Below are 26,532 nucleotides of genomic sequence, written 5' to 3'. Positions count from 1 at the left end.
TCCCGGAGTCAGACACCGGCCCGGCGTGTGGTCGCCCCGGGTGTGGACGGGCACGCGCCAGCGCGTCGCGCCGCCACCCCGACCGGCGAGCGGTCCGATATGCCTAGGATTGCGGGCATGACAGGCGGCAGGCGGTCCGTGGAGGAACACGTGGAGCACGTTGCGGCGCTACTGGCGCCGCTGCGCTCCAGGCCGACGGTGCGGGTTCCGCTCGCCCGCGCCCTGAACCGGGTGCTGGCCGAACCCATCCACGCGCCGATCGATCTGCCGGCCTTCCGCAACTCCCAGATGGATGGCTACGCCGTCGACGCCGCGGCGGTCGCGACCGTGCCGGTGACGCTGCCGGTGCGCGGGGTACTCGCCGCCGGCGCCGGGGATTCCGTCCACGAACCGGGCACCGTCCGCAAGATCATGACCGGCGCGCCCATTCCCGAGGGTGCGGACGCGGTCGTCCCCGTCGAGGACACCACCGCCAACTCCGCCGACGGGGAAGCGCCGACGGTCACCGTGCACCGATCCGTCGGGGTCGGCACGTATGTGCGCGAACGCGGCAGCGACATCACCGCCGGTGCCGAACTGCTGCCCGCCGGGCAGATCATCGCGGCCCGGCACATCGCCGCACTCGCCGCGGTCGGTGTGACCGCGATTCCGGTGCGCACGCTGCCGCGGGTCGCGGTGATCTCCACCGGCAGCGAACTGGTTTTCGGCGGCACCGATCCGGAACCCGGCAAGATCTTCAACTCCAACGGGCCGGCACTCGCGGCCAGCGCACTCGCCAACGGCGCGGAGGTGGTGTCCGTCGACCACAGCGACGACGACGCGGAGGAGTTCGCCGTGAAGATCGCGCACGCCGCGGCCGTCGCCGAGATCGTGTTCACCTCCGGCGGCGTGTCCAAGGGCGACTTCGAGGTCGTCAAGGATGTGCTCGGCCCGCGCGGCGGCGAGTTCGTGTCGGTGGGGATGCAGCCCGGCGGCCCGCAGGGCACCGCGGTCGTCGACGGGGTTCCGGTGCTGGCGTTCCCCGGCAATCCCGTCAGCGCCCTCGTCTCGTTCGAGGTGTTCGCCCGGCCGCTGTTGCGCGCCGCGGCGGGACTGCCCGCGATCGACCCGCTGACGCTGCCGCTCACCGCCGATCTGACCTCCGTGGCCGGTAAACGCCAGTTCGTCCGCGCCCGTCGCGACGGTGACGGAGTGACCGTCGTGTCCGGGCCCGGTTCACACCTGATCGCCGGGATGTCGGGAGCCGATGTGCTGCTGGACATCGCGGCGGACACCACCACCCTCCACGCCGGAGATCTCGTGAAAGTACTTCCGCTGTGAGCGATCTGAGCCACCTCGACGACCAGGGACGGGCCCGCATGGTCGACGTCTCGGCCAAGGCCGACACCACGCGGGTCGCGGTCGCGGCCGGCGAACTGGTCACGACCCCCGAGGTCGTCGCGCTGGTGCGCGCCGACGACATGCCCAAGGCCGACGTCCTCGCGACCGCGCGCATCGCGGGAATCGCTGCCGCCAAACGCACCTGGGAGCTCATCCCGCTGTGTCACCAGCTGGCGTTGTCGTCGGTGAAGGTGTCGTTCGGGTTCACCGACACGTCCATCACCGTGGAGGCAACCGCGAAGACGAAGGGCCCCACCGGCGTCGAGATGGAGGCCCTGACCGCGGTCGCGGTCGCCGGCCTGACCCTGCACGACATGGTCAAGGCCGTCGACCCCGGCGCGGTGATGAACGGGGTGCGGCTGATCTCCAAGGACGGCGGTAAGCGCGGACACTGGACACGCGAGGACGCCCCGGCCCCGGAAGCGGTGGCGTCCCCGGAACGGTCGGCGGTGGTGCTGGTGTCGTCGACCGGGGTCGCGGCCGGCACCCGTGAGGACACCACCGGGCCGGTGATCGCACGGTGGCTGACCGAACGCGGATTCGCGGTGCGCGGCCCGCTCGTGTACCCGGACGCGCGGATCGCCGAAGGTCTGGCAGATGCGCTGACCGGCGCACCCGCACTGGTGCTGAGCACCGGCGGAACCGGGGCCTCCCCCACCGACGCGACCCCCGAAGCGACACTGGCCGTGCTCGATCGGGAACTTCCGGGTGTCGCCGAGTCGATCCGGCGCCGCGGTCTCGAGGTCACCCCGCACGCGGTTCTCTCGCGTGGGGTCGCCGGGCTGGTGGGCCGCACCGTGGTGGTGAACATGCCCGGATCGCCAGGTGGAGTGAAGGACGGGCTCGCCGCGCTCGATCCCATCGTCGATCATCTTCTCGCGCAGGTTTCGGGAGGCGGAGCTCATGAGTGAACTGCTGGCACGGATTTCGTCGGAGCCGCTGGACCCGGTGGCAGTCGATGCCGCGGTCGCCGGGCCGGAGCACGGTGCCGTCGTGCTGTTCACCGGCGTCGTCCGCAACCACGACGGCGGGCAGTCCGTGACCGCGCTCGAATACCAGGCGCATCCGGACGCGGAAGCGTTCCTGCGCAAGTGCTGCGAGCAGGTCGCCGCCGAATCGGGCCTGCCGGTCGCCGCGGTGCACCGAGTGGGCCATCTCACCATCGGCGACCTCGCCCTGGTCGCCGCGGTCGCGGCACCGCACCGGGCGGAAGCGTTCGCGACCTGCGCGGAGCTGGTCGAGCGCATCAAACGCGAAGTGCCGATCTGGAAGCGGCAGGCGTTCACCGACGGTGCCTCGGAGTGGGTCGGACTCTGACGGCGGCAGGAACCGGTCCGTACATGGGGTAGGCTGGCCCGGTTCGAGTGTCACGACGACACTCACCGTCGTGGGATACCGGCGGCCCGGGATCGTGCCCGGCCCGCACGCACCAGCATCGGCCTTCCTCGCGGCGATCCACCGCACCACCGGATCTTCCGGTCAGGTGCACACACGCCGCAGTGAAAGGCAGCGCCGTACCTTGACCACATCCTTTTCCGATCTCGGTGTCCCGCGGACCCTCGTCGCGACCCTCGGCGACAACGGGATCGCCGCACCGTTCCCGATTCAGGTCGACACCCTCCCCGACACCCTCGCCGGGCGCGACGTTCTCGGTCGCGGACGCACCGGCAGCGGCAAGACTCTCGCGTTCTCGATTCCGTTGACCGCCCGCCTCGCCGGCGGTTCGGCGCGCGCGGCCGGCCGTCCGCGCGGCCTGGTTCTGGCGCCGACCCGTGAGCTGGCGACCCAGATCGCCGCCACCGTCGAACCGCTCGCCCACACCACGGGTCTGCGCGTGACGACGATTTTCGGTGGCGTGTCCCAGAATCGCCAGGTCGAGGCGCTGCGTCGCGGCGTCGACATCATCATTGCGTGCCCCGGCCGCCTCGAGGACCTCATGCGTCAGGGCTTCGTCACGCTCGACGCCGTCGAGATCACCGTGCTCGACGAGGCCGACCACATGGCCGATCTCGGGTTCCTGCCCGGTGTCACCCGGATCCTCAACGCGACCCCCCGGGGCGGTCAGCGGCTGCTGTTCTCCGCGACCCTCGACAACGGTGTCGACAAGCTCGTCAAGCGTTTCCTGAACGACCCGGTGCTGCACTCGGTGGACGAGGCGCACTCGCCGGTCGCCGCGATGACCCACCACGTGTTCGACGTCGACGGCGTCGACTCGAAGAAGGCTCTGGTGCGGACCCTCGCGTCGGGCACCGGGCGCCGGATCCTGTTCATGCGCACCAAGCATCAGGCCCGGAAGCTGGCCCGTCAGCTCACCGAGTCGGGTATCCCCGCCGTCGATCTGCACGGCAACCTGTCGCAGAACGCCCGCGACCGGAACCTCGCGGCGTTCGCGTCCGGTGAGGCGCGGGTGCTGGTCGCGACCGATGTCGCGGCGCGCGGTGTGCACGTCGACGACGTCGAACTGGTCGTGCACGTCGATCCGCCGGCCGAGCACAAGGCGTACCTGCACCGGTCCGGCCGCACGGCGCGCGCGGGCAGCGCGGGCGACGTGGTGACGGTGGTGCTTCCGGATCAGCGCAAGGATCTTCAGGTCATCATGCGCAAGGCCGCGATCACGGTCTCGCCGATCCGCGTGACCGCGGACTCCGAGCACGTGCTGAAGCTCGTCGGCGAGGTCGCACCGCACGTGCCGCCGGCGCCGAAGGCGTCCGCGGCACCGTCGCGGCCGCAGCGGTCGGGCGGTGGTCAAGGTCGTCGCGGGGGCGCACGTCAGGGCGAGGGTTCCCGTCAGGGTGCCGGCTCCCGCCAGGGTGGAGGCGCACGTCAGGGCGGCGGGACCCGTCAGGGCACCGCGTCGCGGCAGGGCGGCACCGCCCGGCAGGGCGGCGGATCCGGCCAGGCCCGCTCCGGTCAGGCCGGCCAGGGTCAGGGCGCTGCGGGTCGTCGCCGTCGTCCGCAGCGCAATTCCGCTGCGCGCTAGTTCCTTTCGCTGACGGTCGTCAGCGCGGTGTGAACCGGTGGACGGCGTACATCGCGTCCGCCGACACCGGTTCCGTCGGCACACAACCGTCCAGCCGCTCGCGGACCGCGTCGGCGTCGAGGTCGGCGCCGATCACCACGAGTTCGGTCGTCGCGGGCGCCCCACCGCGACGGGCCGGTTCGAACCGGATGTGGTCGCCGACGGTGTGCACCAGATAGGCGCGGCTGCGCAGGCCCGCGGCGACGTGGACGTATCCCTTGATCCGGAACACCCCGGCGGGCTGGTTCTCGAGGAAGTCGACGAACAGCCTCGGGTGCAGCGGTTTCGACGATGCGAACGCGATGGCGTCGTAGCCGTCGTGCAGATGCGTGTGCTCACCGTCGTGATCGTCGTAGAGCAAGCGATCGAGAGTCAGCTGCTCCCCCGGTTGCGGTTCCGGCCGGTCCGGGATGTCGAAGAGCAGGCCCGGGTCCATGCGGGAGTGCTCGGTGGACACGACCGCCGCACGCCGGTTGAGGGCACACAACCGCCCGAGCAGTTCGTCGTGGGCGTCCGCGTCGATACGGTCGGTCTTGTTGAGCAGCAACAGATCTGCCAGTGCCACATGCTGTTCGAGCTCGGGGTGGCGGGCGCAGGCGTCGTCGAACTCGACGGCATCGACGACGAGGACCAGACCGCCGTAGATGATGTACTCGTTCGCCGATCCGGTGACGAGCCGGATCATGTTGCGCGGCTCGGCCAGACCGCTCGCCTCGACGACGATGACGTCGAGATCCGAGGACCGGTGCGCGAGCTTGTCGAGCATTGCGTCCATGTCGCTGACGTCGACGGCGCAGCACAGGCAGCCGTTGCTGAGCGAGACCATCGAGTCGACCTGCCCGGCGACCATCATCGAGTCGATGTTGACCGATCCGAAGTCGTTGACGACGACCCCGATCCGCGCGCCTCGCGTGTTGCGCAGCAGGTGATTGAGCAGAGTCGTCTTCCCGGCCCCGAGGAATCCGGCGACGATGACGACCGGGATCCGCGTTCTCGACATGGCCGTGTCAGTCCTCCGTCGTCGACGTCGCGTTCATCCGGGCATCATACGTGCGCCCGTCGGCTCAGCTTCCCGCCCACCGGCCCCGCCCCGTGCGTGCTTTTGGTAGCGGGTGCTACCGAAAGCACGCACGGGGGGCGGTCAGCTGCCGCGCTTGATCCACTCCTCGAGATGCGGGGATTCGGTGCCGATCGTGGTGCCGTCGCCGTGACCGGTGTGCACCGTCGTCTCGGCGGGCAGCGCGAACAGCTTGTCGCGGATCGAACCGATGATCGTCGGAAAGTCCGAGAACGAGCGGCCGGTCGCGCCGGGACCACCGGAGAACAGCGTGTCCCCGGTGAACAACTCGCCGGCCTCGGGCAGATACAGGCACGTCGAGCCCGGCGAGTGACCGGGCGTGGCGATCGCCTGGATCTCGGTGCCGGCCACCGCGATCCGCTGCCCGTCCTCGATCGTGCCGTGCGCGACACCGGGATGGGTCATCTCCCACAACATGTCGTCGGCCGGGTTGAGCAGGATCGGGGCGTCCAGCTTCTCGGACAGTTCCGGGGCCACGGTGATGTGGTCGTTGTGCGCGTGCGTGCACACGATCGCCACGACCTTCCGGCCACCGACCGCGTCGATGATCGGCTGCGCGGTGTGTGCGGCGTCGATCACCACGACCTCGTCGTCGTTGCCGACGAGCCAGATGTTGTTGTCGACCTGCCATTCGCCTCCGTCGAGCGCGAACGTTCCGCTGGTGACGACCCGGTCGACGCGAATCGGCGAGACGCTCACAGGACCACCACCGAACGCAGCACCTCACCGCGGTGCATGGTCTCGAAAGCCTTCTCGACGTCGTCGATGCCGATGCGTTCGGTGACGAACTTCTCGAGCGGCAGCCGGCCCTGCTGGTACAGGTCCACATAGGTCGGGAAATCGCGTTCGGGCAGGCAGTCGCCGTACCACGACGACTTGAGCGAGCCTCCCCGGGAGAAGAAGTCGATCAGCGGCATCTCGAGGGTCATGTCGGGGGTCGGCACACCGACCAGGACGACGGTGCCGGCCAGATCACGGGCATAGAACGCCTGCTTCCAGGTTTCCGGCCGGCCCACGGCGTCGATGACGACATCGGCACCGAAACCGCCGGTCAGTTCCTGGATCGCCTCGACGGCGTCGACCTCGGCGCTGTTGATCGTGTGCGTGGCCCCGAGGTCGGTGGCCCACTCGAGCTTCTTGCCGTCGCGGTCGACGGCGATGATCGTGCCCGCCCCGGCCAGGCGCGCACCCATGATCGCGGCGTCGCCGACGCCGCCGCAGCCGATGACCGCGACGGACTGGCCGCGGGAGACCCCACCGGTGTTGACCGCGGCGCCGAGACCGGCCATCACGCCGCAGCCGAGCAGGCCCACGACGGCCGGATCGGCGGTGGGGTCGACCTTGGTGCACTGACCGGCATGGACGAGGGTCTTGTCGGCGAACGCGCCGATGCCCAGCGCCGGGGACAGTTCGGTGCCGTCCTCGAGGGTCATCTTCTGCGTCGCGTTGAACGTGTCGAAGCAGTACTGCGGCTGCCCGCGCTTGCAGGCGCGACACTGGCCGCAGACCGCACGCCAGTTCAGGACGACGAAGTCGCCGACCGCGACGGAATCGACCCCCTCGCCGACCGATTCGACGACGCCGGCTGCCTCGTGCCCGAGCAGGAACGGGAATTCGTCGTTGATGCCGCCTTCGCGGTAGTGCAGGTCGGTGTGGCAGACGCCGCACGCGGCGACCGCGACGACGACCTCGCCCGGTCCCGGATCCGGGATCACGATGGGCACGACCTCGACGGGTGCGCCCTTCGAGCGGGCGACGACTCCGCGGACTGTCTGCGGCATGACGGTGTCTCCTTCTGTGGATCGATTGCGGTATCGCGATATGTGCACACCGTATCCAGAGCGGTACGACCTCGTACCTGATCGAACGGCCTGACCGACCTATCCGAAAGAGCAGACCCGACTTTGTTCTCAAAAATACCTAAGTGCTGTTGTGTGCGGTTCTAAGTTCGGCTAACGTCGGATTCACCCGCCCCCGGCCTGCCCTGAGGAGTGAAATGTCGATCGTCAACACGGTGACCCTCCCCCGACCCCACGCCGCCATCTGGGACTGGCAGCTCGACGCAGCCTGCCGTGGATTCGAGTCGTCGGCGTTCTTCCACCCCGACGGCGAACGTGGTCATGCCCGCGAGCAGCGCGAACTGCGCGCCAAACTCGTCTGCGCCGGGTGCCCCGTGCTGGAACTGTGCCGCGAACACGCCCTGACGGTCGGCGAACCCTACGGTGTCTGGGGTGGACTGTCCGAAACCGAACGCCGGTCCCGCACGAACGCGGCGAGCCGGGCCCGCCGGTGGGCCGCGCTGCACCGCTGACGCCGCCGACGCCGCTGATGCCGCTGATGCCGCGAAGGGCGACTACAGAGCGGCCTTGACCCCGGCCTCCGCGCCGAGCGCCGCGGCCTCACCGCGACTGCCGGCGCCGAGCTTCCTCAGCACGCTCGCCACATGGAACTTCACGGTCGATTCGCTGACGCCGAGCCGTTCGGCGATCGCCCTGTTCCGCCGTCCCGCCACCAGATGTTCGAGCACCTCGACCTCGCGGGGACCGAGTTCCGCGAGGGCCTCGAGGGCCGGACTGCCCGGCGGCGGCACCGCCAGATCCAACGGCAGCCGCGCAGCGACCCGGCACCCCCAGCCGGGTGTCGACTCGGATTCCAGACTGCCCCCGAGGGTTTCGACCCGATCGCGGAGCTGACGACCGAGTTCGGCTCCGTCGACCTGCCCCGCGCCGTCGTCCCGGATGTCGATGTGCAGGTTCTCGCCGTCGCAGTGCCACGCCACCCGGATCCGCGTCACCCCGGGTTGTTCCGCGAGGGCGAGCACGGCGCCGCGCGCGACGGCCCGTGCCGCGTGCGCGACCTCACCGGGCATGCCCCGGCCGGCCGCGGACGGTTCGACCATCTCCAGCATCAACGACCGGTGCCGGACCAGGCCGCGCAGCTCACCGTGCATGCGGGCGAACGCGGTCGTCACCGCCTCCTCCGCGAACTCGCGGTGCCGGTCCACCGCCGACCGCAGGCCGATCAGCGCGCTCGTCGCGGTCTCCCGCGCCGTCGTGCGGGCGCGCGTGTCGTCGAGATCCCTCGATCGGAGTGTCGCGAGAATCGTCTCGAGCGTCACGGCGTGCGCCTCGGTGAGCTCGGCGACCGTGCGTGCCCGCTCGGTGGACGCCGCGCGCGACTCGGCGAGATACGCCGGGCTTGCCCCCTGCACCTGGAGCTGGATTCCGGTCGCGACCACGGTGAACAGTGCCCGGGCCAGCTCGAAGCGTTGCGCCGTCGGCCATGATCCGCGCGGAACCAGCACCAGCAGCGTGTCGGTGCGGTCGAGGATCGCGCACACCTCCCGGCTGCGGCCGCCGATCACCGCGGGGCCGCGCCTGATCTGTCCGCCGGTCAGTTCGCTTCGGACACGGTCGAGTTCGGCGATTGTGACGCGGTTCACGACGGTTGCGTCGCCCGCGACCTTCCGCGGCCGGCCCGTGCATTCGCGGGTGAAGACGACGAGCGCGTCGTGCGGGACGAGGTCGGTGAGCAGCGTCGAGAAACGTTGACCGATCTCGGTGAGCGGACCGACGAGCACGTCGCGCAGTGCGGTGATCAGCGGGCCGGTCTCGGGGTTCGTCGTGCTCACGTCCCCACGATATCGGGGCGATGTCTGCGACCCACCTGCCGAGACGGTCCCGGTTCCGCGGCGCGCCGACAGCTACGATTTCGGAGCAGGAAACAGGAGGTGCCCGTGGTGTCCGCCGCAGACGACGACGCTGCCCGCGGGACCGTGCCCCGCCTGCTGTTCGCGCGGGTCGCCGACACACCCGACAGCGAGGCCTACCGTTTCCGGGATTCCACCGGCTGGACGAGCGTGACCTGGGCGGAGGTCGGCTCCCGCGTGACCACACTGGCGGCCGGCCTCGTCGCCCGCGGCGTCGGGCCGGGCTCACGGGTCGCGATCCGCGCGGCCACCGGCTATCGGGCGATCCTCGCCGATTTCGCGGTCGCGTGCGCGGGCGCGGTGGTCGTGCCGGTGTATGCCCCGACTCGCGACGAGGAGGTCGCGCGGCTGGTGCGGCACTGCGACTCGGCGCTGACCGTGACCGATCGCGACGCGGGCGCCGCGACGCTGCATCTCGATCGGCTCGCCGATCTCGCGGCCGACGGTGAAGAACTGCTCGCCGGCGAACCGGACGCGGTCGCGTCCCGGATGGCGGGGTTGACTGCCGGTTCCCCGGCCTGCCTGGTCTACACCGCGTGCGACGACGGCGGCACGAAGGGCGCGGCACTGTCGCACGGTGCGGTCGCGTACGTGGCGCGGGCGATGGCGGAACTGGGCATGCTCGGGCCGCGCGATCTGCAGTTGCTGTGGCTTCCGCTCTCGCACGTGTTCGGCCGGGCATTGCTGTATGTCGCGGTCCGGGTGGGCCTGCCGACGGCGGTGGACGCCCGGGCCGATCGGGTCGTGGAGAATCTGCGGTCGGTGCGGCCGACCTTCCTCGGTTCGGTGCCGCACGTGCTGGAGAAGATCGGCGCCGCCGCCGCGGCCGATCCGGCGGCGCTCGGTGGAAGGCTGCGGTTCCTCATCTCGGGGTCGGCCCGTCTGGCCCGCGACCTCGCGGACCGGTTCGAGGACCTCGGCGTCTCGGTGTTCGAGGGTTACGGCATCACCGAGACCGCGGGGCCCGCCTGCGTCAACCGTCCCGGCGCGCACAGGCCGGGGTCGGTCGGTCTTCCGTTGCCGGGCACCGAGATCAGGCTCGCCGACGACGGTGAGCTGCTCGTCCGGAGCCCTGCGGTGATGACGGGCTATCACGCCGATCCCGGGCACACCGCGGCGGCGCTCGACGAGGACGGCTGGTTCCACACCGGTGACTGCGCGACGATCGACGGGGACGGATTCGTCTCGATGCGCGGCCGCAAGAAGGACGTGTTCAAGACGACCACCGGAAAGTACGTGGCACCCCACGCGATCGCCGAACGATTCCGCGTGTTGTGCCCGGGGGCGGAGATCGTCGTGGCCGGCGAGCGGCGCTCGCACTGCGTGGGTCTGGTCTTCCCCGGTGACCGCGGCACCGAGGTGCAGGCCTCCGTCGAAAGGCTCAACAGCGAACTGAACAGATGGGAGCGCATCCGCCGGGTCGCGGTCGTCGAGCTGCCTCTCCTCGACGAGGATCGGGACGAGGCCGGGGTCCCGCACCGGGCTCGGATCCTCGAGCGGTTCGCGGATGTGATCGATCGTCTCTACGACGCCGGGCGTTGACATATGCAGTCAATCGGCTGCATATTGGAGTGGTGGATGAGGACGCCGTGTTCAAGGCCCTCGCCGACCGCACCCGGCGGCGCCTGCTCGACTCGCTGCGCGCACGTCCCGGACAGACCCTGGGCGAGCTGTGCGACGGCCTCGACATACGCCGCCAGTCGGTGAGCAAGCACCTGGAACTACTCGAGGACGCGAACCTCGTGGCCACGATCCGGGACGGGCGCCGCAAGTTGCACTATCTGAATCCCGTTCCCGTCCACGAGATCCGCAAACGCTGGATCTCGAAGTTCGACGAACCCCGGGTACTCGCCCTGGACGCGATCACCCGACACGCAGAGGAGATGGCAATGACCCCGACCGACGCGCACACGATTCCCGACTACGTCTACACGACCTATATCCGCTCGACACCCGAGGACGTGTGGCACGCCCTCACCGACCCCGACCTCACGGCCCGCTACTGGGGCCACGCCCAGGTCTCCGACTGGACGCCCGGCAGCCGAGTCGAGCACGTCCGCACCGACGGCTCCGGCATCGCGGACTGCGCGGGCCGGGTGATCGAGGCCGACCGGCCCCGGCGCCTGGTGTTCGGATTCGACGATGCGTCCCTGGTCGACGACCCGGACTTCGAGCCGAGCGTCGTGACCTTCGAGATCGAGGCACATCAGGACATCGTCAAACTCACTGTGCTGCACCGGAAGCTGCGGAACACGGACGATCTGCACTCGATCGGCCAGGGATGGCCGGCGGTCCTCGCCAACCTCAAGACCCTGCTGGAGACAGGCGAGGTACTCCCCCAGGCCCCGTGGGAGTTCCACGCCGAGGAACGCGACGCCCACATGGCGCAGAACGGGTGAATCGGGGAGAACCGAGCGCCAGGGTGCGGGTAGGCAGCGACCACGGCCGGGGAAACTGGTACTTTTGTCCGCAGTGATCAACACATCTCATCTGTGACGCAGACGCTTCGCGCTTCTCATAGGCCGTGCCTACGTGCGGTGGTGATTCCGTGTGCCCGGAGAGGGAACCCGACAGCGGGTTCCCCGGCTCTCGCCTACATCGGAATCGTCTCTTGGAGCTCTCTTGATCACCCCATCGCACAACCCACTCCCGGTTGCCGTTCGTCGTCCTGCCCGCCGGGCCGGCGCCACGGAACCCGAGGCAACGCTTCGACGGCTCGACCTTCGGGCGGACTGCGGCCGGTGCTTCGCACTGTGCTGTACGGCCTTCGGGTTCTCGAGATCGGCGGACTTCGCCGAGGACAAGCCTGCCGGGTCACCGTGCCGCCACCTCGACTCCGGCTTCGGGTGCAGCATCCACGCAGGACTGCATTCCAGGGGGTTCCGCGGATGCACGGTCTTCGACTGCCTGGGCGCGGGACAGGCGGTCTCGCAAGGATTGTTCTCGGGCGTGAGCTGGCGAGAACGTCCCGAAACCCGGGACCGCATGTTCTCGGCATTCAGGATCGTGAGGCAGCTGCACGAGATGACGTGGTACCTGCTCGAGGCACAGGAACGCACCTACGATCCGGCGACCGCGCGTGAGGCGCGCGACCTCGCCGATTCCATCGCGTCGGTGACTCACGCCGACGTGGACGAGCTGCTGTCGATCGACGCGGAAGGCATGCACGCGTCCGTGAGGGAGTTGCTCATGGACGTCAGTGCGGAGGTCCGGGGTTCGTACTTCGCGGACGCCGGTCGTCCGGACCCGCGCCTCCACCCGGGCGCGGACCTTGCGGGAACGGACCTGCGCGCACGCAGATTGTGCGGCGCCGACCTCCGGGGTGCCCTTCTGATCGGGGCCGACCTCCGGGGATGCGACCTCGCCGGGACTGATCTGCTCGGCGCCGACCTGCGCGGCGCCCGGCTGGAGGACGCCGACCTGTCCTACGCGTTGTATCTCACCCAACCTCAGATCGGTTCGGCCCGAGGTAACAGCAGAACGCGAGTCCCAGCGGTCGTGTCCGCACCCGCGGGCTGGCGCGGCGCCTAACCGAGCCAGCCCGAACGCGAACGAGGTCACGAACTCCTTCGAATTCGTGACCTCGTTCGTTGCGTTCTGTGGAACTGCTCGCTGCGGAACTGTTCTCTGTGGAGCTAAGGGGACTCGAACCCCTGACCCCCACACTGCCAGTGTGGTGCGCTACCAGCTGCGCCATAGCCCCTTGTGAAACTGTGAAACCGTGATTCTCGGCCCGCCGGCGCGGGAACGAGTACCCCTTCTCAAGACTACAGGCGAGAGTGTGAACTCTCGCCTGTAGTCGGAAGTGGAGCTAAGGGGACTCGAACCCCTGACCCCCACACTGCCAGTGTGGTGCGCTACCAGCTGCGCCATAGCCCCGTATTCAGTTCCTCGTTCGCGTCCGGGGCGAGCCCCTCGCGCTGAAAGAAAGCTACACCATCGCGCTCGACGGCAACAAATCGGCTGGTCAGCGCGGTGATGCCGGGATCGCCTCCCGGCATCACCGCCGGTGCTCAGCCGAGTTCGGCGACCCAGTTCTCGTTGCCGAACGCATCGATCACGGTGCCGTTGTGGACGACGGCGGGGGTGCCGGTCGCGCCGGTGGTGGCGAGCAGCTGCCGGCCGGCCTCGGCGTCGGCGCGGGCCTGCTCGACGCGGGCACCGTCGGCGATGCACTGCGCCGCCTCGTCGGAGGCGCCGGCGTCACGAGCCATCTGTGCCAGTTCCTCGTTGCTGTGATCGCTGCCGCCCCGCTCGGCGGGCTGATTGTCCGGGGACATCAGAGCGGCGTGGAAAGCCGAGTACGAGATGGCATCGCCGGTCGCGGCGACGCACTGCGCCGCCGCGACCGCGCGGGTCGAGTAGTCGCCGCTGGCGGAGAGCTGATCGAGGAACGCCAGCATGTGATAGCGCACGGCGACCCGGCCGTCGTCGATCGCCTGCGCGAGTTCCTGACCGTGCTTGTGCTCGAGCTCGGCGCAGTACGGGCACATCGGGTCCTCGAACAGGTCGATGGTGGTGGCCGCGTCGGGCACCCCGACGACAGCGACCCCGTTGTCCTCGACCGTCACCTGCACCGCGGCGTTCTGCACCCCGCCGTAGCCCTCGTTGCGGGCCTTGCCGCTGTCGGCCTGCCACAGGACACCACCGATGACGAGCGCGGCGACGACGAGGACGGCGAGACCACCGAGGATGAAAGTGGACCTGCTCGACGTCGGCTCCGGTGTGTACTTGACCGGCTTGACCTTCTTCGCGCTCACGGTTGCTGCCCTTCGCTGCTCGGGGGATTACTGACGGGATCTCACTCTGCCACCGCGTGCTGAGCGGCGGCTGAGGACGCCGGACGCGACCCGGGACCCAGCGCCACAGGGCTGCGCGGAAACACGATCAGCCACACGGACAGCGCGAGGAACCCGAGGTCGCGCAGGATTTCGCGGGTGTAGTCCCAGCCGTCGACGTCCGCGACACCGCCGCCGCCGAAGCAGCCGCAGTCGATCGACAGCCCGCGCGCCCACGCCGACACGATCGCCGCGATCAGACCCACGAGCACCGCCGCGCTCACCACCGCGACCGGTCGCACCGCCAATCCGACCAGCAGCAGCAGGCCGAGGACGAGTTCGAGGACCGGTAAGCCGGCCGCGACGGGGCGCACGAGTTCGTCGGGCAGCAGCTGGTAGGCCCGGACAGCGACGATCGTCTGCGTGGGATCGGAGAATTTGATCCACCCGGAGACCAGCCACACGGCGGCCAGACCGAGCCGGGCGATCAGGCTGACGATGCGTATCCACACCTGGTCGACAGTACCGAGCGCGAGCTCAGCGGCGTATGTCGTCCGTCACCACCGGTTCGGTGACCGCAGCGGACGGGGTGGTGCGCGCGAGCAGCGCCCACGGCAGGGCCGCGGCGAGCAGCATCGCCCCGGTCACCGTGAACGCCACCCCGTAGGACAGGTGTTCCGCGAGCAGGCCACCGACGATCGGGCCGACCACCGATCCGACGTCGGCGGTCATCTGGAACGCCGCGAGGACCGGACCGCCGCGCGCCTTGCTGCCCACGACGTCGGCGACGGCCGCCTGCTGTGGCGGACCGAGCAGCCCGGATCCGATTCCGGCGACGAGCGAGGTGACGAAGAACAGCGCCACATCGTCGGTCAGGCCCATCCCGATCGTGCCGACGCCGCAGACCAGCAGTCCGACCAGCACGAACGGCCGCCGGCCGTGGCGATCGGACAGGCGACCGGACCACATGAGCACCAGGGCGTTGCCGACCGCGAACACGGTCAGTGCGACGCCGGCGAGCGAGGCGTCCCGTTTCAGGACCTCCACGACGAACAGCGGCATCATCGCCACCCGGACCCCGTACACGGCCCACCCGTTGGCGAGGTTCGACCCGAGTGCCGCCCGGTAGATCGGCTCGCGCAGGGCGTCGCGCAACCGCACCGTGGGGGCGCCGTCGGCCGCGGCCGGTTCGGCGAGCGCGGATCCGCGCAGGCTGATGCCGACGACGGCGGCGGCCAGCAGCAACGCGACCGCGTAGATCACGAACGGGACGCGCAGCCCGAACCCGACGAGGGCGCCACCGACGAGGGGGCCGCCGATGTTACCGAGCAGGAAGCTCGTCGCGTACAGGCCGGAGACGCGGCCGCGCGCGTCGGGAGGCGCGATCCGGATGATCAGACCCAGCGCGGACACCGTGAACATCGTCGAGCCGATGCCGCCGAGTCCGCGGAACACCAGCAGCTGCCAGTAGTTCGCGGCGAAGGCGCACGCGCCGGTGGACAACGCGACGATGAGCACGCCGGTGATGTAGACGGGCCGCTCCCCCAGCTTCTGCACGAGGGCGCCGCTGGCCGGCGCGAACGCCAACCGCATCGCGGCGAACGCGGAGACGACGACGGTCGCAGCCGTGATGCCGACATCGAAGCTGCGCGCGAACTGCGGCAGTGCCGGGGCGACGAGCCCGAACCCGAGGGCGATGACGAAGCTGGCGCTGACCAGCACCCAGATCTCCCGCGGCAACGCCGCGTCACGTGTGCGCATGATGAGCCGATGTTAGCTTCGCGCACGATCCGGCCCGGCGCCGGTCAGGCCAGCACGCTCGACACGAGGTCACGGGCCGCGTCCTGGACCCGGGTCAGGTGGTCGGCGCCGAGGAAGGATTCGGCGTAGATCTTGTAGACGTCCTCGGTGCCTGACGGCCGGGCCGCGAACCACGCGTTCTCGGTGGTGACCTTCAGTCCACCGATCGCGGCGCCGTTGCCGGGAGCCTCGGTCAGCGTCGCGGTGATCGGTTCCCCGGCGAGGTCGGTCGCGGTGACCCGATCCGCGGACAGCTTCGCGAGCACCGCCTTCTGGGCGCGGGTCGCCGGGGCATCGACCCGGGCGTAGGCCGGATCGCCGTAGCGCGCCTTCAGGTCCGCGTACCGCTGCGACGGGCTCTGCCCGGTGACCGCAATGATCTCCGAGGCCAGCAGCGCCAGCAGGATGCCGTCCTTGTCGGTGGTCCACACCGATCCGTCAGTACGCAGGAACGACGCGCCGGCGCTCTCCTCGCCCCCGAAGCCGAGACTGCCGTCGAGCAGGCCCGGCACGAACCACTTGAATCCGACCGGCACCTCGAGCAGGTCGCGTCCGAGACCGGCGGCGACCCGGTCGATCATCGACGAACTGACCAGCGTCTTGCCTACCTTCGCGGTGGACGGCCAGCCGGGCCGGTGCCGGTACAGGTATTCGATGGCAACGGCGAGATAGTGGTTGGGGTTGAGCAGCCCGGCGTCGGGGGTGACGATGCCGTGCCGATCCGAGTCCGCGTCGTTGCCGGTCGCGATGTCGAACTTCTCGCGCGCACCGATCAGGGTGGCCATCGCGTTCGGCGACGAGCAGTCCATCCGGATCCTGCCGTCCGTGTCGAGCGTCATGAACCGCCAGGTGGCGTCGACGAGCGGGTTGACGACGGTCAGGTCCAGGCGGTGCCGTTCGGCGATCGCGGCCCAGTAGTCGACGCTGGCGCCGCCGAGCGGATCGGCACCGATCCGCACCCCGGCGGCACGGACCGCGTCGAGGTCGACGGCATTGGGCAGGTCGTCGACGTAGGCGGCGAGGAAGTCGTGGCGGCCCGCGGTCGCGAGGGCACGCGTGGCCGGTACCCGGCGGACCGCGTCGAGTCCGGCCGCGAGCAGTTCGTTGGCGCGGGCCGCGATGACGGAGGTGGCGTCGGTGTCGGCGGGCCCGCCGTGCGGAGGGTTGTACTTGAAACCGCCGTCGCGCGGCGGATTGTGCGACGGGGTCACGACGATGCCGTCGGCGCGCGGTCCGGTGCCCGCATTGTGCCGCAGGATCGCGTGGCTGACCGCCGGGGTGGGGGTGTAACGGTCGCGGGCGTCGACGATGACCTCGACGCCGCCGGCGACGAGCACTTCGAGTGCCGTCGTCCACGCAGGTTCGGACAGCGCGTGGGTGTCGCGACCGAGGAACAACGGTCCGGTGATGCCCTGAGCGGCACGGTATTCGACGATCGCCTGCGTGGTCGCGAGGATGTGCTGTTCGTTGAACGCACCGTCGAGGCTGGACCCGCGGTGCCCGGAGGTACCGAACACGACCTGCTGCAACGGGTCCTGCGGATCGGGCTGGACGGTGTAGTAGGCGGTGACGAGATGAGCAAGGTCCTCGAGATCCCCGGGAGCTGCCGGTTGTCCTGCTCGTTCGTGCGCCATGAATCCTCCTCGTCGACGGCTGTGCCGATCCCATCTTGCCCGCGGCCCGCCACGAGCGCGCGGTGGACGCGATCAGCTCGTCAGCGTGTAACCGGCCCAGGCCGCGGCGAGACCGGCGACGACACTGACGACCACGTAACCGATCCCGCTGAGCGGCCGCCGGATCCGGGTGAGGCCGACGGCTTCGACCGCGAACGTCGAGTACGTGGTGAGGCCGCCGCAGAAACCGGAGCCGAGGAGAGCGAACGATTCCGGGGACAGGGTCGCACCGGAGAGCGCCCCGAGCAGGGCGCAGCCGAACACGTTCACCGCGAGGGTCGCGACCGGAACACTGCGGTAGGACCGGATGTAGCGTCCCGCGAGGTAACGCACCACGGCTCCGGCGCCGCCGCCCAGCGCGACGAGCAGCACGGTCACCGCGCGGCCCGCCGTCGGTGCCACCGTTCGCCGGCTGCCATCCCGCACCGGGCGGCGATCAGCGCCCCCGCGAGTGTGACCGTCACGTAGGCCACGGCGAACACCGGATTGCGGACCGCGTCGACCGCGAACGTCGAGAACGTGGTGAAACCACCCAGCACGCCGACGCCGAGGAACAACCGCAGCAAGCGGTCCGGTCCGACCAACGCCGCGAGAACGCCGAGCAGCAGTGAGCCCGCGATATTGATCACCGCGATGGTCCACAGCCCCGGGAACGCCGTGGACAATCCGTAGCGCGCGACCGCGCCGAGCGCGCCACCGGCAGCGACCACGGCGACCGCCCGCGGAACCACGGCCGTCACGGTTCGCCGGTCACAGGGTGGGCGGAGTCTGGGATCCTGGGCACAAATCTGCGACGGTACCCGCTTCGACCGCGCCGTGCGGCCGGGTCGCCGGTCCGCGCTCACGTGCGGCGAACGGCGCGGGGCGCCCGTTCACCGACGGAGCATTCCCGGTGGCCGATGCCGCGGGTCCTCGCCTTGCGAGACGGAGCGAACGTTCGGTTCCCTCGAAGCATGAAGAGGTCCCGATGGAATCCGGACAAGCCGCTGTTCGGCGACGACAACGCCGCGGCCGGCGCTGCGCTGGCGATCGGTCTCGCGGTCGTCGTCGCCCTCGTGCTGCTCGCCTATCTGCTGCTCTGATCCCGGAGGTTGCCGGACCGGTCGCGGCCAGGCCCGCCCGACCCTGCGACGTTCCCGAGTCGCACCAGGTCCGCAGCCAGCTCGCGGGAGCGGTCGCGATGCGCGGGGATCAGGTTGACGATGACCAACTCGAACGGTCGCGGCATCGCCAGGACCCGGTTGCTCATGACGATGCGCGACCGGTCCCCGAGCGGCTCCACACGCAGGGTCCAGGCCGTGGCGTCGCGGGTGATCGCGCCGCGCGTGCGATACGCGAAGGTGTGCGGTGGGGAAACCTCCGTGACCGTGCACACACGGTTCCAGCGGAGCAGGCCGACGCGGTTGCGGCCACGGAACCTCGCTCCGACCTCGGGTCCGGTGGCGTCGCCCAGCCAGTCGGCGCCGAGGCATTCACTGCTCCACTCGCCGATCCGGGTGACGTCGGACATCACCGCCCACACCTGCTCGGGTGACGCCTCCACCACGGCCTCGACGTCGCCGCTGCGCGGGATCCGCGCGGTACTCACGGCAACCGCCCCGAGGAACGCGCGATCGGCCGGGACGGAACGCCGGCCGCGTCGGTTCCCGACCAGAGAGCCGCGAAGTGGCGGCGATTACCGATACCGAGGACGTGGAGCAGGAGAAAACGCGGGATCGCCGGCACCAGGTGGACGACGTGGTCGCGGGAGTCGTCGTCGAGTCCGTCGATGAGCCAGACGCCTTCCCTGCCCAGGGCCCGCATGCTCTTGGGAGCGATGTTGGTTTCCTCGTCCCAGGTGCGCCACTGCGCGTCGGTGAGGGTCTCCGACACGACCGGCATCATGTCGAGTTCCTCTCGTTCGAGGTGCGGCAGCAGTACGTCGGACAGTGCCGCCAGGGCCGCGCTGAGCCGGGCCTGCGCATCAGGTTCGATGTTGCCGAATCGTCTTGCCGCTTCTTCGAGTTCGGTGACAGCGGGTTCGATCCGCCGGTGGTCCTCGTCCATGATGCGCACGAGCGCCTCGGCGTCCGGATTGCATCGGACGACGAGCGGGTAGAGCGCGGTGTCCTCACCTTCGTGATGGTGTCGCAGCAAGTCCATGAGCCACAGGATGTGCTCGGCGAGCGGGACGCGGCGGGCGTCGGGCACCGGTCCTGTGTCGAGGACGATGCGGGTCCGGATCAGGTCGCGCCTGAGCGCAGAGTGCACGATGCCCATGATCCGGGTGTCGGCGGGTCCGTGCGGGTCGGAGATCATGACTTCTCCCGGTGTTCCGTGGGTCGATCGGAGCGCGGCGAAGCGTCGGCGGCGGTGCGTGGATCCAGTCCGAGAAGCCGGATGATCGCGTCGGCGATCCAGTCGCGATATCGCTGCGGCGTCCACCCGGAGTTCTCGACGAGGAGCAGATAGACGTCGGGGCTGCCGACGGCCCACAGGCCGTCGACCAGGTCGGGATCGGGGTCCCGACCGAGGACGAGCGCGGCTGCCTGACGGAAGTTCACGCGGCGGCGCTCGTGCTGGGCCCGCTGCCGGACGGCGAGGTCCGGGTCGGCGGCGGCAGCGTGGGCGAGGGTGCGTTCGAGCAGAGCGACCCGGCCGAATTGAGCCGTCAGCAGGTCCGCTGCCGCGACCGCCCGATCGGCGAGTCCCCCGGTGCCGAGCGCCAGGAACTCCGGACGGTCGGCCACCGGGATCGGTTCGGAGTCGCCCACCAGAGCCACGTCGATGACCCGCAACAGCAGGTCGGGCTTGGTGCCCGCGGTGGCATAGACGGTTTCGACCGACACCTGTGCACGGCGTGCGATGTCGCGCATGCCGGTCGCCGACCAGCCGCGCGTGGTGAACAGATACGTCGCCGCATCGAGGACGGCCTGCCGGGTCTCCGCGGCGTTCGCTCGGCGGCGAGGCGAATGATACGACCGCCTCTGCGGGGTCGGCTGTGCCGACGAATCCGTCTTCGGCATGCTCCCATTGTGGAACAGCCATGAATTCAATACAAGAGTGTTCCAGTGCGAAAACGCTGCGAAACGGGCCGACTGGCCGGTTTCATTGAGGTATGGACAATGCGAAGTGGGATCCGGACACCCCGCTCTTCGCGGAAAGCTGCGCCGCGGGCAATACCACCCTCGTGATCGGCCTGGGCGTGGTCGTCGCCCTGCTGCTGGTGGTCTTCCTCGTGCTCTGACCGAAGAGGTGCGCCCCGCTTCTCCGGGTACAGGGGTCGGGAAGCGGGGCGCGTCGGTGGCCGCAGCGAGCGTGTCGGGGGCGCGTCTCCACGACCACCGGCAGTTGAATCGACAACCATACCGGGTGCGTTACACACGGCATGTATCTCTTTTTGTGCGGAGCGTTCGGCGGTCGTGACGGGTAGCGCTCGGAGCGTCGATACGGGACGGCGACAAAGAAGCACCGGCGACTTGCCGAACCGGCACCAACAGGAACGCCATCGGACCGGCCTGCATCCCCTCGCGGGTTCATTTTCCGTTCACCGGGGAATAGTGTTGCTGGTGGGGTGAATCGATCCCCTGCACATCGGGCAATCGCGATTCCGCGAAATCGGGTGAATGCGATGAACGTTCTGAAAGGCACGGCACGGCTCGTCTCCGGAGCCGGGGAGACCGCGGTCGCCACGGTCGGTGCGGTGGGCGGCGCGGCGGTCGGGAGCGTCGGCGGGAGCGTCCGGGGTGCCGTCGAAGGCGCCCTGGGCGGCGCTCGATACGGACGCCGCTCGACACCGGTCGCCTTGGCGACCATGGGCGCGGTCGGCGCGGCAGGGTTGGTGGAATGGCCGATCGTTCTCGCCGCGGGCGGCACGGCACTTGCGCTGCGACTTGCAAAACCGGCGCAGCCGGAAAGATCCGGTGCAGCGACAGTCGGCGCACAACAGAATCATGCCGGCACCTCGCCGCCCGCACCCGCGTCGGCACCCGCGCCGACCGCCGGCAGTCCTCCCGCGGACACCTCGCCGCGCCGTCGCGCCAAGCCGACCCCACCCGGGCACACGACCGGGTCCGCGGCACCGACGGTTCCGGCACAGCCGCACCCGTGACTACCGAACAGCGGATGAGAATCCTCGCATCGCTCCCCGGCGGGGGCGTTCACATCGGAACCCGTGCGGTCGCGGTGGGCGCGGCGATCGCCCGCGATACCGCCCTGGTCGGCGCGGCCACCACCCTCGGCGTCGGATCGGTGTTGCTCAAAGCCCCGGCCGCAGTGTCGCCGCCGTCGGCACGCGCGGTCGCCGGATCCGTGGCGGGCCTGGCCCGGGAGGCCGTCGGCGGGAAGCCGGTACGGCGGTGCGCCTCCGGTTCCGGGCGCATCTGGGTCGAGGTCCGCGGCCTCGACGGCCCGCACGGATCGCAGGTGGCCGAACGGGCACTGGCGGCGGTCCGGTCGACACCGGGTGTCGACGACGCGGTTCTCCATCGACCGTGGTCGCGGATCGTCGTGTCCACCGGATCCGACGGTCCCGACCCGGCGACTCTGTGCCGGATTGTCGACAAAGCCGAAATCGACGAGCACACAACCCGTTCCGGAAACCGTCCTGTGAACCTGCCCGGCGACGACGCAGTCCTGGCCGCCCGGGCGGCCGGCGCCGCGGTGTCGATCCTGGGATTCGGTGTGGCACTGGCCGGCAGATTTCTGCGTCTGCCCCGCCTACCCGCAGCGATCGCATCCGGGGTGATCTCGGTCGACTATCAACCGCGACTGCGACGACTGGTGGAGAGTGCAGTCGGCGCCGACGCAGGCGGAGTGCTGTTCGCGGCCCTGACCGCGACCGCCTACACGCTGACGTTGTCACCGGATTCGCTGGCCGTCGAGGCGGCCAAGCGCAGCGCACTGGTCGCGGAGGCATGGTCCGGCCGGCGCGCGTGGCAGCAGATCGAGCCGACGCTGACCGCCGCTGTGGACGGTCCGCCGAGTGCCGGATGGCAGCCGGACCGCGTCCCCGGTCCGGTGGAACGCTATTCCGAGCGTGCCGGACTCGCGGGCCTCGCCGGCGACGTGGCCATCGGCGCGATCACCCGTAGCCCGGCACGAGTCGGCACCGCGACCCTGGTGTCCGCACCCAAGGCCGCCCGCACAGCGCGGGAGCTGTTCGCCGGCACCCTCGCCCGGGGACTCGCGGACCGGTACGACGTGCTCCCCCTGCGTCCCGAGGCGCTGCGCCGGCTGGACCGGGTCGACGCCGTGGTGATCGATCCCCGCATCCTCTACACCCCTGCCCTGACGGTCAGCCGGGTGCGCGGGGTGCGGGACCGCGACCGGACCCGTGTGTGGCAGTCGGCCGCCGCCGAGGTGCGCCGGGGGGCCCTCGGTCCCGGCTGGCATCCGGTGACCGCCCTACCCGAAACCCCAGACCCTGCCCCGGACGATGCCCGGGTGCTGGTCAGCCCCGTCCACGACGGGTACGCATCCGCGATCGTCGCCGAAGCACGAAACGCCCGGACCGAGGTCGTGTCCGTCGACGACGACGCCCTCCGCTCGCTGCGCAACGGATTCGATCGTCTCGACCCGCTCACCGATTCGGTGGACGACACCCTGCGGAAGGCGGTGGAACGACTTCGGCACCAGGGGTCGACCGTCGCCGTGGTCTCAGCGCACGCGCCGCACGCCCTCGCGCTGGCCGATGTCGGAATCGGTGTCCTCCTCGACGGTTCGCCCCCGCCGTGGGACGCTCACCTGTGGGCCGCCGACCTGCCCGGTGTGTGGCGCATCCTGCACGCGCTGCGGGCGGCACGGACAGCGAGCCGCCGCGGAGTCGAGATCTCCGTGCAGGCCTCGGCGCTGGGCACCCTGCTGATGCTCCCCGGGATCCCCGGGACCGGGCCCGAACCGGTCACCGCCGGCGCCGCCCTCGGACTGTGGGCCGGGCACGCCCAGGCCCGCGGCGCGCTCCGCACGCCGATGCCCGCCCCGCGGCCCGGACACGAATGGCACGCCATGCCTGCCGAGGAGGCGCGTCGGCTGTTACCCGCACCGCCGGAGGACGAGCCATCCCGGGCCGCCGCACCGGCGGCCCAGCTCGTCTCGGGGGCGGTCCGATCGATCCACCGCATCGGCGGGCCCGTTCTGTCCGCCCGGGGTTTCCTCCACGCGGTGCGCGCCGAGCTGAACGATCCGCTGACCCCGGTGCTGGCGACGTGCTCCGCCGCGAGCGCCGTGCTGGGTTCACCGATCGACGCCGTTCTCGTCGGTTCCGTGCTCGTGCTCAACGCCGGCATTTCGGCGACCCAACGGCTGCGGGCCGAGGCTGTTCTCAACCGCCTCCTCGCCGTCCAGGACCCGCCGGCGCGGAAGGTCACCGACCTCGACGGCGATCACGACCGCGTCGAGGTCACCGCGGACGGCCTCCGGCCGGGGGACGTGATCGAAGTCCACCCGGGCGAGGTGGTGCCCGCGGACGGCCGGCTGATCGATACCGACAGTGTCGAGGTCGACGAGTCGGCACTGACCGGCGAATCCCTCCCGGTGGCCAAACAAACACTCCCGACGCCGGGCGTGCCGCTGGCCGAGCGCACCTGCATGCTCTACGCCGGGACCACCGTGCTGACCGGAACCGCCGTCGCCCTGATGACCGCCACCGGCCGCGGCACCGAGACCCGGCGTGCCACGGCTCTCGCTCCGGCGAAGATCCGTGAAGTCGGGCTGCAGGCACAGCTCGGCCGGCTCACCCGCCGGGTGATGCCGATCAGTTTCGGCGGCGGCGCCATCGTGACCGCGCTCGGCCTCCTCCGCGGCGTCGGGCTCCGATCCGCGGTGACCAGCGGTGTCTCCGTCATCGTTGCCGCTGTGCCGGAAGGACTTCCGCTGGTGGCCACGCTGGCACAGATGTCCGCCGCCCGTCGCCTCACCGCGTCCTCCGTCCTGGTCCGTGTGCCCAGCGCGGTCGAAGCTCTCGGCCGCGTCGACGTCGTCTGCTTCGACAAAACCGGAACTCTCAGCGAGAACCGGCTGCGGGTGGCCGCCGTGGAACCGTCAGCGGGATGTTCGCGCGAACAGGTCTTGGCCTACGCTGCCCGCACCGGTTGGTCGTCGAACGGTGGACCCCCCGATCACGCCACCGATGTCGCGATCGTGGAGGCGGCACGAGTGGAATCCGGCCCGGCCGCGGGCCTGGAAAGGCGGGCCCATCTGCCGTTCCGTTCGGGCCGCTCGTACGCCGCCGCGGTGTGCGGAACGCACCTCACGGTGAAAGGTGCGCCCGAGGTGATGCTCGACGCCTTCGGCGACGAACAGGGGCTGCTCGCCGAACGGGTGGAGTCGATGGCCGCCGCCGGACTTCGGGTCATCGCCGTCGGGGAGCGTCACCTCACGGCAGCCGAGGTGGCGGCCACCGACGATCCGGCGGTGCTCGAGAAACTGTCCGAGCGGAAGCTGCAGCCGGTGGGACTTCTCGGTCTGTCCGACACCCCCCGCCCCGACGCCGCGGGACTGCTGCCCACCCTGATCGAGCAGGATATCGCCGTACGCCTGATCACCGGGGATCACCCGGTCACCGCGGTCGCGATCGCCGAGGAGCTGGGCATGCCGGTCGCCCCGGACCAGGTGATCAGCGGTCCGGACTGGGACACCCTGTCCCACCACGAGCAGGAGCAGGCCGTCGAGGAGTGTCTGGTCTTCGCCCGGATGGCGCCGGAACACAAGGTGCAGATCGTCCAGACACTCGAACGGATCGGCCGCGTCTGCGCGATGGTCGGGGACGGCGCCAACGATGCCGCCGCCATCCGGGCGGCCAGCCTCGGCATCGGCGTGGCCTCGCACGCCAGCGCTCCCGCCCGCGGCGCGGCGGATGTGGTCCTGCTCGACGGCCGGGTCGGGGCACTGCTGGATGCGTTGGAGGAGGGCCGAGAGTTGTGGCGGCGGGTCCAGGCCGCCGTGGCGGTGCTGGTCGGCGGGAATGCCGGGGAGGTGGCGTTCGCCCTGATCGGCAGCATCGCCACCGGGCGCTCACCGTTGAACGCACGCCAACTGCTGCTGGTGAACATGCTCACCGACGCGCTGCCCGCGGCGGCGCTCGCGGTGAGCGCGACCAACCGCAACGGCACCGGCGTCGCGCGTGGACCGGACGAGGGGGCCCTGCTGCGGACGGTCGCGTCCCGCGGCATCACCACTGCGGCCGGAGCCACCGCAGCCTGGGCCATGGCGAGTAGCACGGGGGGCCCGCGGCACGCCTCCACCGTCGCCCTCGTCGCATTGATCGGGACCCAGCTCGGGCAGATCCTTCTCGACTCCCGCAGCCCCCTCGTCGTCGCCACGTCCGTCGGGTCCCTCGCCGTGATGGCCGCGTTGATCAGCGCCCCCGGAGTGAGCCAGTTTCTCGGCTGCGTGCCCCTCGGCCCGATCGGCTGGGCCCAAGGGATCGGGTCCGCCGCCGCTGCCACCGCCGCGGCGGCGATCGCCCCCGAACTGCTCGCCCGCGCACCCGGGATCAGCGGCACTGTCCACGGACTCCTGAACTCCGGGGACGCGGAGGAAGTGAGGGTCAGTCGATGATCTCGACCACACCGATTCGCACCAGCAACGCGTACAACTCCTGCAACGGCGGCGTGAACACCTGCGTCATTGCGGACACCACCGGATTTCCATTCATATCGGCCACAGAATTCGCCACGCTGCGATCCTGCGCAACCGAAACGAACTCCCGGTAAACCCCAGCCAGTGCGGAGGCAAGCAATGGCCGACAATTCATGCAACTACCTGTCCCACCGGGACACCGTCGAACGTGTGCAGCACGCCGAGCGGTTCGCGGTGAACCTGCCGATTATCGGGCACATCGGCATTCCCCGGCCCGAGCACCTCGCGTTCTACGCCGCCCTCGGTGCCCTCGCGGCACTCGAGATCATCGAATGGCCCGTCGCCGTGATCGTCGCCGCAGGCCATGTGATGGCCTCCGAGGAACACCACCGCACTCTGCAGGAGATCGGTGACGCCCTGGAGGTGGTGTGAGCAGCCGGTCGCGGGGCGTCGTGCGACGCCGCCGCCGATGTACGAAAAAGCCCCCGACCTGGGCTTCAGGTCGGGGGCCGTGAGGTGGAGCTGCCGGGAATCGA

27 protein-coding genes and 2 tRNA genes are annotated in these 26,532 nt (G+C 70.3%); 13 read left to right on the top strand and 16 right to left on the bottom strand.

Annotated features, from left to right (window positions below):
- The first annotated feature begins 117 nt into the window (after positions 1–117).
- From A8G15_RS05885 to A8G15_RS05870, 4 genes are all read left to right on the top strand, one after another.
- Positions 118–1,320: a molybdopterin molybdotransferase MoeA gene (locus A8G15_RS05885; RefSeq protein ID WP_068156560.1), complete on the top strand. Its 1,203-nt coding sequence runs from the start codon at positions 118–120 to the stop codon at positions 1,318–1,320.
- The gene (gene moaCB, locus A8G15_RS05880; protein WP_068156557.1) at positions 1,317–2,291 is read left to right on the top strand and encodes a bifunctional molybdenum cofactor biosynthesis protein MoaC/MoaB; all 975 of its coding nucleotides are present in this window, start codon (positions 1,317–1,319) and stop codon (positions 2,289–2,291) included. The genes A8G15_RS05885 and moaCB overlap by 4 nt, the downstream gene beginning before the upstream one ends.
- A complete protein-coding gene (locus A8G15_RS05875; protein ID WP_068156554.1) occupies positions 2,284–2,697 on the top strand; it encodes a molybdenum cofactor biosynthesis protein MoaE in 414 nt (137 codons plus the stop codon). Before moaCB ends, A8G15_RS05875 begins: the two co-directional genes overlap by 8 nt.
- A 202-nt stretch (positions 2,698–2,899) precedes the next feature.
- On the top strand, positions 2,900–4,360 hold the full coding sequence (locus A8G15_RS05870) for a DEAD/DEAH box helicase (protein ID WP_068156812.1): 1,461 nt from the start codon (positions 2,900–2,902) through the stop codon (positions 4,358–4,360).
- Positions 4,361–4,379: 19 nt separating this feature from the next.
- Here the strand turns inward: A8G15_RS05870 and A8G15_RS05865 are convergent, their stop codons facing one another.
- The 3 genes from A8G15_RS05865 to A8G15_RS05855 form a co-directional block, all read right to left on the bottom strand.
- Complete coding sequence (locus tag A8G15_RS05865) at positions 4,380–5,399, bottom strand: CobW family GTP-binding protein (RefSeq protein WP_068156551.1); 1,020 nt, start codon at positions 5,397–5,399, stop codon at positions 4,380–4,382.
- Between the two features lie 141 nt (positions 5,400–5,540).
- Complete coding sequence (locus A8G15_RS05860) at positions 5,541–6,176, bottom strand: MBL fold metallo-hydrolase (RefSeq protein WP_068156547.1); 636 nt, start codon at positions 6,174–6,176, stop codon at positions 5,541–5,543.
- A complete protein-coding gene (locus tag A8G15_RS05855; RefSeq protein ID WP_068156543.1) occupies positions 6,173–7,258 on the bottom strand; it encodes an S-(hydroxymethyl)mycothiol dehydrogenase in 1,086 nt (361 codons plus the stop codon). Before A8G15_RS05855 ends, A8G15_RS05860 begins: the two co-directional genes overlap by 4 nt.
- A 215-nt stretch (positions 7,259–7,473) precedes the next feature.
- Between A8G15_RS05855 and A8G15_RS05850 the strand changes: the two genes are divergently transcribed.
- Positions 7,474–7,788, top strand: coding sequence for a WhiB family transcriptional regulator (locus tag A8G15_RS05850; protein WP_156665269.1), 315 nt, complete (start codon positions 7,474–7,476; stop codon positions 7,786–7,788).
- Positions 7,789–7,830: 42 nt separating this feature from the next.
- Here the strand turns inward: A8G15_RS05850 and A8G15_RS05845 are convergent, their stop codons facing one another.
- Complete coding sequence (locus A8G15_RS05845) at positions 7,831–9,108, bottom strand: helix-turn-helix transcriptional regulator (protein ID WP_068156539.1); 1,278 nt, start codon at positions 9,106–9,108, stop codon at positions 7,831–7,833.
- A gap of 108 nt (positions 9,109–9,216) precedes the next feature.
- Between A8G15_RS05845 and A8G15_RS05840 the strand changes: the two genes are divergently transcribed.
- The 3 genes from A8G15_RS05840 to A8G15_RS29685 all read left to right on the top strand — a co-directional run bounded on the left by A8G15_RS05840 (position 9,217) and on the right by A8G15_RS29685 (position 12,717).
- Positions 9,217–10,728, top strand: coding sequence for an AMP-dependent synthetase/ligase (locus A8G15_RS05840; protein WP_068156806.1), 1,512 nt, complete (start codon positions 9,217–9,219; stop codon positions 10,726–10,728).
- Between the two features lie 32 nt (positions 10,729–10,760).
- Positions 10,761–11,585, top strand: a complete 825-nt coding sequence (locus tag A8G15_RS05835; RefSeq protein WP_068156804.1) for an ArsR/SmtB family transcription factor — start codon at positions 10,761–10,763, stop codon at positions 11,583–11,585.
- A gap of 550 nt (positions 11,586–12,135) precedes the next feature.
- On the top strand, positions 12,136–12,717 hold the full coding sequence (locus tag A8G15_RS29685) for a pentapeptide repeat-containing protein (protein WP_245687720.1): 582 nt from the start codon (positions 12,136–12,138) through the stop codon (positions 12,715–12,717).
- A 99-nt stretch (positions 12,718–12,816) separates the two neighbouring features.
- Here A8G15_RS29685 and A8G15_RS05825 read toward each other — a convergent pair.
- The 8 genes from A8G15_RS05825 to A8G15_RS05790 all read right to left on the bottom strand — a co-directional run bounded on the left by A8G15_RS05825 (position 12,817) and on the right by A8G15_RS05790 (position 18,177).
- Positions 12,817–12,889 (bottom strand) — tRNA-Ala (locus A8G15_RS05825).
- A 103-nt stretch (positions 12,890–12,992) separates the two neighbouring features.
- Positions 12,993–13,065, bottom strand: a tRNA-Ala gene (locus A8G15_RS05820).
- Positions 13,066–13,199: 134 nt separating this feature from the next.
- A complete protein-coding gene (locus tag A8G15_RS05815) occupies positions 13,200–13,946 on the bottom strand; it encodes a DsbA family protein (RefSeq protein ID WP_068156534.1) in 747 nt (248 codons plus the stop codon).
- Positions 13,947–13,987: 41 nt separating this feature from the next.
- A complete protein-coding gene (locus A8G15_RS05810; RefSeq protein WP_068156532.1) occupies positions 13,988–14,476 on the bottom strand; it encodes a MauE/DoxX family redox-associated membrane protein in 489 nt (162 codons plus the stop codon).
- 25 nt (positions 14,477–14,501) lie between these two features.
- Positions 14,502–15,725: an MFS transporter gene (locus tag A8G15_RS05805; protein WP_068156529.1), complete on the bottom strand. Its 1,224-nt coding sequence runs from the start codon at positions 15,723–15,725 to the stop codon at positions 14,502–14,504.
- A 44-nt stretch (positions 15,726–15,769) separates the two neighbouring features.
- Positions 15,770–17,398, bottom strand: coding sequence for a phosphoglucomutase (alpha-D-glucose-1,6-bisphosphate-dependent) (gene pgm, locus A8G15_RS05800; RefSeq protein ID WP_068156526.1), 1,629 nt, complete (start codon positions 17,396–17,398; stop codon positions 15,770–15,772).
- 72 nt (positions 17,399–17,470) lie between these two features.
- Positions 17,471–17,815 carry a fluoride efflux transporter CrcB gene (gene crcB / locus A8G15_RS05795; protein WP_068156801.1) on the bottom strand — a complete coding sequence of 115 codons (345 nt, stop codon included), beginning with the start codon at positions 17,813–17,815 and terminating at the stop codon, positions 17,471–17,473.
- Positions 17,812–18,177: a fluoride efflux transporter FluC gene (locus A8G15_RS05790; RefSeq protein WP_068156523.1), complete on the bottom strand. Its 366-nt coding sequence runs from the start codon at positions 18,175–18,177 to the stop codon at positions 17,812–17,814. The genes crcB and A8G15_RS05790 overlap by 4 nt, the downstream gene beginning before the upstream one ends.
- Positions 18,178–18,390: 213 nt before the next feature.
- Between A8G15_RS05790 and A8G15_RS32205 the strand changes: the two genes are divergently transcribed.
- Positions 18,391–18,519 carry a hypothetical protein gene (locus A8G15_RS32205; protein WP_281180600.1) on the top strand — a complete coding sequence of 43 codons (129 nt, stop codon included), beginning with the start codon at positions 18,391–18,393 and terminating at the stop codon, positions 18,517–18,519.
- On the opposite strand, the gene A8G15_RS05785 is transcribed toward A8G15_RS32205, so the two are convergent.
- Genes A8G15_RS05785 through A8G15_RS05775 form a run of 3 tightly spaced genes read right to left on the bottom strand, consistent with a single transcriptional unit; the run spans position 18,504 to position 20,442 of the window.
- The gene (locus tag A8G15_RS05785) at positions 18,504–19,025 is read right to left on the bottom strand and encodes an SRPBCC family protein (protein WP_068156521.1); all 522 of its coding nucleotides are present in this window, start codon (positions 19,023–19,025) and stop codon (positions 18,504–18,506) included. The two genes, A8G15_RS32205 and A8G15_RS05785, sit on opposite strands and share 16 nt — an antisense overlap.
- Positions 19,022–19,735, bottom strand: a complete 714-nt coding sequence (locus tag A8G15_RS05780; protein WP_068156517.1) for a hemerythrin domain-containing protein — start codon at positions 19,733–19,735, stop codon at positions 19,022–19,024. Before A8G15_RS05780 ends, A8G15_RS05785 begins: the two co-directional genes overlap by 4 nt.
- Entirely contained in the window at positions 19,732–20,442 is a 711-nt protein-coding gene (locus tag A8G15_RS05775) for a TetR/AcrR family transcriptional regulator (RefSeq protein ID WP_068156512.1), read from the bottom strand. Before A8G15_RS05775 ends, A8G15_RS05780 begins: the two co-directional genes overlap by 4 nt.
- Positions 20,443–20,534: 92 nt before the next feature.
- Between A8G15_RS05775 and A8G15_RS32200 the strand changes: the two genes are divergently transcribed.
- The 3 genes from A8G15_RS32200 to A8G15_RS05765 all read left to right on the top strand — a co-directional run bounded on the left by A8G15_RS32200 (position 20,535) and on the right by A8G15_RS05765 (position 25,975).
- The gene (locus tag A8G15_RS32200; protein WP_281180599.1) at positions 20,535–20,663 is read left to right on the top strand and encodes a hypothetical protein; all 129 of its coding nucleotides are present in this window, start codon (positions 20,535–20,537) and stop codon (positions 20,661–20,663) included.
- Positions 20,664–21,047: 384 nt separating this feature from the next.
- Positions 21,048–21,527, top strand: a complete 480-nt coding sequence (locus A8G15_RS05770) for a hypothetical protein (protein WP_068156510.1) — start codon at positions 21,048–21,050, stop codon at positions 21,525–21,527.
- Positions 21,528–21,541: 14 nt separating this feature from the next.
- Positions 21,542–25,975, top strand: a complete 4,434-nt coding sequence (locus A8G15_RS05765; protein ID WP_068156508.1) for a cation-translocating P-type ATPase — start codon at positions 21,542–21,544, stop codon at positions 25,973–25,975.
- On the opposite strand, the gene A8G15_RS31675 is transcribed toward A8G15_RS05765, so the two are convergent.
- Positions 25,965–26,045 (bottom strand): hypothetical protein, encoded by an 81-nt coding sequence (locus A8G15_RS31675; protein WP_245687726.1) that lies wholly within the window; start codon positions 26,043–26,045, stop codon positions 25,965–25,967. The genes A8G15_RS05765 and A8G15_RS31675 overlap by 11 nt on opposite strands.
- A 110-nt stretch (positions 26,046–26,155) precedes the next feature.
- Between A8G15_RS31675 and A8G15_RS05760 the strand changes: the two genes are divergently transcribed.
- The gene (locus A8G15_RS05760) at positions 26,156–26,428 is read left to right on the top strand and encodes a hypothetical protein (RefSeq protein ID WP_068156504.1); all 273 of its coding nucleotides are present in this window, start codon (positions 26,156–26,158) and stop codon (positions 26,426–26,428) included.
- The last annotated feature ends 104 nt before the right edge of the window (positions 26,429–26,532 follow it).

This window comes from Rhodococcus phenolicus (assembly GCF_001646785.1).
Lineage (GTDB): Bacteria > Actinomycetota > Actinomycetes > Mycobacteriales > Mycobacteriaceae > Rhodococcus > Rhodococcus phenolicus.
The sequence above is the reverse complement of the archived record's forward strand: the minus strand, read 5'-3'. Positions and strand labels throughout refer to the sequence as shown.

What these genes read in the sequence shown, in the direction of transcription:
- A8G15_RS05765 (WP_068156508.1), top strand. Translation starts at nt 21,542, where the DNA reads ATGAGAATCCTCGCATCGCTCCCCGGCGGGGGCGTTCACATCGGAACC.
- A8G15_RS05805 (WP_068156529.1), bottom strand. Translation starts at nt 15,725, where the DNA reads ATGCGCACACGTGACGCGGCGTTGCCGCGGGAGATCTGGGTGCTGGTC.
- A8G15_RS05855 (WP_068156543.1), bottom strand. Translation starts at nt 7,258, where the DNA reads ATGCCGCAGACAGTCCGCGGAGTCGTCGCCCGCTCGAAGGGCGCACCC.
- A8G15_RS05850 (WP_156665269.1), top strand. Translation starts at nt 7,474, where the DNA reads ATGTCGATCGTCAACACGGTGACCCTCCCCCGACCCCACGCCGCCATC.
- A8G15_RS05885 (WP_068156560.1), top strand. Translation starts at nt 118, where the DNA reads ATGACAGGCGGCAGGCGGTCCGTGGAGGAACACGTGGAGCACGTTGCG.
- A8G15_RS31675 (WP_245687726.1), bottom strand. Translation starts at nt 26,045, where the DNA reads ATGACGCAGGTGTTCACGCCGCCGTTGCAGGAGTTGTACGCGTTGCTG.
- A8G15_RS32205 (WP_281180600.1), top strand. Translation starts at nt 18,391, where the DNA reads ATGAAGAGGTCCCGATGGAATCCGGACAAGCCGCTGTTCGGCGACGAC.
- A8G15_RS05875 (WP_068156554.1), top strand. Translation starts at nt 2,284, where the DNA reads ATGAGTGAACTGCTGGCACGGATTTCGTCGGAGCCGCTGGACCCGGTG.
- A8G15_RS05865 (WP_068156551.1), bottom strand. Translation starts at nt 5,399, where the DNA reads ATGTCGAGAACGCGGATCCCGGTCGTCATCGTCGCCGGATTCCTCGGG.
- A8G15_RS32200 (WP_281180599.1), top strand. Translation starts at nt 20,535, where the DNA reads ATGGACAATGCGAAGTGGGATCCGGACACCCCGCTCTTCGCGGAAAGC.
- pgm (WP_068156526.1), bottom strand. Translation starts at nt 17,398, where the DNA reads ATGGCGCACGAACGAGCAGGACAACCGGCAGCTCCCGGGGATCTCGAG.
- A8G15_RS05770 (WP_068156510.1), top strand. Translation starts at nt 21,048, where the DNA reads ATGAACGTTCTGAAAGGCACGGCACGGCTCGTCTCCGGAGCCGGGGAG.
- A8G15_RS05760 (WP_068156504.1), top strand. Translation starts at nt 26,156, where the DNA reads ATGGCCGACAATTCATGCAACTACCTGTCCCACCGGGACACCGTCGAA.
- A8G15_RS05780 (WP_068156517.1), bottom strand. Translation starts at nt 19,735, where the DNA reads ATGATCTCCGACCCGCACGGACCCGCCGACACCCGGATCATGGGCATC.
- A8G15_RS05775 (WP_068156512.1), bottom strand. Translation starts at nt 20,442, where the DNA reads ATGCCGAAGACGGATTCGTCGGCACAGCCGACCCCGCAGAGGCGGTCG.